We start from the raw sequence: 4078 nt of genomic DNA on the forward strand, positions 1-4078 counted from the left end.
CTGCTGCCCGCCCCCGGCGGGATGCGCACCGTCCACGGCCCCGAGACCGGCGCCTTCGGATCGCTGGCGGCCACCCGCCAGGGCATCGAAGCAGCGCGCCAGGCGAAACTGGAGCGGCCGGAGTGCGCCGGAGCCGCCCAGCTCGACGCCGCCGAGCCCGCGCTCGCCCGAGCCCCGGCCGCGGTCGTCGCGTACGCCTCGGAAACCGGGTCGATCACCCAGGCACTGGTCTCGATGCCGTCGCCGGCCTTCCCACCGTCGCTGCCCAGGCGGTGCGCCGCGTACGAGGCCGACGTCAACGGCGCCAGGGTGACCTACCGGACCCGCGAGCTGGACATGCCCAGGCGCGGCGACCAGTCGCGGGCCTACCTCACCACGGCCTCCGGCGGCGCCCAGGACGCCCAGGTGGGCTCGGTGGTGCTGCGGCGCGGCAACGTGGTCATGAGCCTGCTCGTGGTGGGCCGGAAGGTGGACCCGCCGGGCCTGTTCGAGCTCGGCCGCCTCGCCGACCGGAAGCTGTCCGGCACTCTCGGCTGAAGTCCCGGCGGCCTCGCCCGTCCTTTAGATGAGCACGTGGTCGTCGGGCCGTCCGACGAACGAGAACTGGGCGTTGCGGGTCAGCTTGATGTGGTCGGCCTGCCAGGTGTGCATGCTCGCGTCGGCGCTCCGCCAGTAGACGAAGTTGAACCGGTCGGCCGAGTAGATCTTGACCCCGTCCTCCTTCAGCCTGCGCACCAGGTGCGTGTCCTCACCACGGGTGATGTCCGCGAAGCCGTAGGAGCGGAACATGCCGGTCGTGCCGAGGAACGTGCCGCCCTGAACGAGGAACGAGTAGCGATGCTCCAGGCCGGGCAGGCGGAGCATGGTGGTGTTGCTTCCCTCGAAGTAGGAGTAATGGGCGCCCTTGCCGACCAGCTCGGCGTCGGTGTAGTCGAAGGCCCTGACCAGGTCCGACAGGTAGTGCTCGCCGTACAAGTTGTCGTCGTCCATCTTGGCGATCAGCTCGCCCTCGGCGGCGGCGATGCCGAGGTTCATGCAGGCGCCGAGCGACAGCTCGGGGGCGGCGGGGAGCACCACCACGTCGGTGATGCCCGCCATGCGCGCCTTGTCGGCCACCACGACCGGGTCGATGTCGAGGCCGTGCAGCACCATGACGAGCTGCAGCGGGCGGTGGATCTGCCTGGCCACCGAGGAGATCGCGTGCTCGATCTGGGAGGCGCGGTTGGTGGGCAGCACCACCGAGACGGACCGCGTCCCGGCCTCGACGGGCCGCCCGAGCATCTGGAGGATCTGGTCCACGCGGTGGGAGAAGAGGTGCTTGTCGAACACCTCCCGCATGGCGAGGTGCCCCATCCGGGCGCGCAGCTCGGGGCTGTTGATCAGATGAAGCACCTGGTTGTACGACTCGACCGGCTCGCGGGCGATGGGGATCAGGTCGCCGAACGTCTCCTCGATCGCCCGTGACCAGCCGGAGACGACCGGGGTGGAGCAGGCCGACAGCTCGAAGACGCGGCGCGCGCACATGGTGGGGGAGTCGAGCACCGAGTTGACGTTGAGGAAGACCTTGTACATCCGGTAGGCGGCGAGCATCTGGTCGTAGGGCAGCTCGCCGACGATGTGCGGCCGGTACTTCCCGGGCCAGGCGTACTTCTCGTCCACCTCGCCGTTGCGGGCGAAGATGTGCAGGCCCAGCTCGCGGACCGGGTCGAGGACGGTCTCCATCTGCTCGCGGCGCTCGGGGTGCTTGTCGCGGAAGTACATGCCGGCGAAGACCACGTCGTGCAGACGGCCCTGCTTCTGCTGCACCGGGTTGTGCACGCGGGGCTGGGCGGCGAACTGCAGCACGTCCACCCGGTCGTGGCCCAATATTTCGCGATATTTCGGCAGCATGTCACCGTCGCAGGTGAACACGTGGTCGAACAGCTTGGCCGTGTCGATGAAGAAGTCGAAGTTGGGCGGGTCCTCCTTGTTCCAGAAGACCGTCGGGATGCCCTCGGCCCGGCACCAGGCGACCAGGTCGCGCAGCGGCTCCTTCGGCGCGTTCGTGCCGGTCATCTGGTAGCGCCAGCGGCCCTGGTTGCCGTGCCAGGCCGACTCGCAGAACAGCAGGTCGGGCCGTTTCTCGGCGAAGATCTCCGGCCAGTCCTTCAGCCCGAACTCGATCTGGTCCCACTCGTAGCGGAACGCCATCCGGGAGAAGTCGTCGAGGATCACGGCGACGCGCAGCTCGGGCCGGTTGACCGGGCCCGCCGGCCACTTCACGGCGGGCACCTCGACCAGCGGCGGCCTGCCGTTGGCCGTCTCGATCGCCTCGGTGACCGGGACGGGCGGCTTCGGCGCGCGCTCCTTGGACCGGACCGCCTCCAGCACCTTGCCCGGCCGCCTGGAGCCGAGCGCCTCGCCCAGCTTGAAGGTCCGCTTGGCCTGGGTCGCCTCCAGCTTCCAGGTGGCGTAGGCGGCCCTGGCCTCGGCGATCTCCAGGCGCCGTCGCAGCTCCCTGATCTCCCCCTCGTACCGCTCGACGGCCTTGCGCTCCTCCGGGAGCCAGTTGACGGGGCCGAGCCGCTGGTAGGTGGGCTCTTCGGGGGTTTCGGCCATGAGGATGCTCACCTATCGCGTAGCGGAGATATGTCATGGTACGGGGCGGGCCGTACCTAATGTGGGCGTTATTCGGAACGCGTGCCCTGAGCCGCGGGCGAGAGGTTGTCCCCCTTCAGCCAGGCGGAGATCACCCGCGCGATGCGCGGGCCGGCGGCGCCGTCCCAGAGCGGAGGCAGCTCGCCCGAAGGCGTCGCCGCGCCGTCGGCCAGCGCCTTCCCGGCCGCGGCGGGCAGGAGCGCCGGCGTGACCAGGCGGTTCGTCCCGTGGGTGATCGTGATCGGCCGCTCGGTGTTGGGCCGGACGGTCAGGCACGGCACGCCCAGCACGGTCGTCTCCTCCTGGACGCCCCCCGAGTCGGTGACGACCAACGCGGCCCCCCGTACCAGCGAGAGGAAGTCCACGTAGCCCAGCGGATCGACCACCCGGACCGAGGGCCCGTCGACGAGCCCGGCCTCCGCCAGCCGGGTGCGCCCCCTCGGGTGGATCGGCACGACGATCGGGATCTGCCGGGCGACCTCCAGCACCGCCGAGACCAGCTCCCGCGCGGCCTCCGGGGTGTCCACGTTCGCCGGGCGGTGCAGCGTCGCCACGGCGTACCGGCCGGGCACGCCGAGCCGCTCCACCACCGGTGTCGGATCGAGCGACGGCAGCGCCGCGAACAGGCTGTCGATCATCGGGTTGCCCACCAGGTGGACCTTCGAGGCCGGCACGCCCTCGGCCGCCAGGTGCGACAGGGCGTCGGGGGAGGTGGCGAACAGCAGGTCCGACAGGGAGTCGGTGACGATCCGGTTGACCTCCTCGGGCATGCCCCGGTCGAACGAGCGCAGCCCCGCCTCCACGTGCGCGGTGCGCACGCCCAGCTTGGCGCAGACGAGGATCGCGGCCAGCGTCGAGTTGACGTCTCCGTAGACCACCACGAGGTCGGGGTCCTGCGCCAGCACGACCTCCTCCATGCCGACGAGCAGGGCCGCCGTCTGCCTGGCGTGCGTGCCGGAGCCCACCCCGAGGTTCGCCACCGGCTCGGGCAGGCCGAGGTCGGCGAAGAACACGTCGGACATCAGCGCGTCATAGTGCTGACCAGTGTGGACGATGCCCTGCCGCATGCCGAGTTCACCGAGTGCTCGCACCACCGGGGCCGCTTTCACGAAATTGGGACGAGCTCCCAGAACGTGCAGGACCAGGGGGTTCTCCCTCATTGACCTCGCCTTTCATAGCGGAAGGGGAAAAACGCTGCCTATGGTACGGTCACCGCGTGGTATCCGACGCCAGTCGTCCAGACTCCCCCAAAGTCTCCGCCAAGTCCGCGCGTGCCGGTGTCGGTGGGCTTCTGAAGGGCTTCGTCCAGCACCCGATCCTCGTCTCCCGGGTCGTCTACACGAAGGTCAAGTCCGACCCCGTGCGCGTCGCGCAGGCCGCCGCCGAAGCCCTCCCGCCGCGGCTGCGCCCCATCGTCGGCCGGGTGGCCTGGCCCGCGGCC

Annotated in this window: 3 protein-coding genes and 1 pseudogene; 2 read left to right on the forward strand and 2 right to left on the reverse strand. The window is 70.4% G+C overall.

The window, feature by feature from the left end:
- The coding region (locus DQW85_RS11550) for a hypothetical protein (protein ID WP_162794908.1) at positions 1-537 on the forward strand (537 nt) is incomplete at its 5' end.
- A gap of 24 nt (positions 538-561) precedes the next feature.
- Here DQW85_RS11550 and DQW85_RS11555 read toward each other — a convergent pair.
- Together DQW85_RS11555 and wecB are read right to left on the reverse strand one after the other, a co-directional pair.
- A complete protein-coding gene (locus DQW85_RS11555) occupies positions 562-2598 on the reverse strand; it encodes a glycosyltransferase family protein (protein ID WP_113700339.1) in 2037 nt (678 codons plus the stop codon).
- Positions 2599-2666: 68 nt separating this feature from the next.
- The gene (wecB, locus tag DQW85_RS11560) at positions 2667-3797 is read right to left on the reverse strand and encodes a non-hydrolyzing UDP-N-acetylglucosamine 2-epimerase (protein ID WP_113700338.1); all 1131 of its coding nucleotides are present in this window, start codon (positions 3795-3797) and stop codon (positions 2667-2669) included.
- A 56-nt stretch (positions 3798-3853) separates the two neighbouring features.
- Between wecB and DQW85_RS11565 the strand changes: the two are divergent.
- Positions 3854-4078: pseudogene (locus DQW85_RS11565) on the forward strand (glycosyltransferase WbuB); the annotation flags it as partial.

The sequence above is a fragment of the Nonomuraea lactucae genome (assembly GCF_003313395.1).
Lineage (GTDB): Bacteria > Actinomycetota > Actinomycetes > Streptosporangiales > Streptosporangiaceae > Nonomuraea > Nonomuraea lactucae.

What these genes read in the sequence shown, in the direction of transcription:
- DQW85_RS11555 (WP_113700339.1), bottom strand. Translation starts at nt 2,598, where the DNA reads ATGGCCGAAACCCCCGAAGAGCCCACCTACCAGCGGCTCGGCCCCGTC.
- wecB (WP_113700338.1), bottom strand. Translation starts at nt 3,797, where the DNA reads ATGAGGGAGAACCCCCTGGTCCTGCACGTTCTGGGAGCTCGTCCCAAT.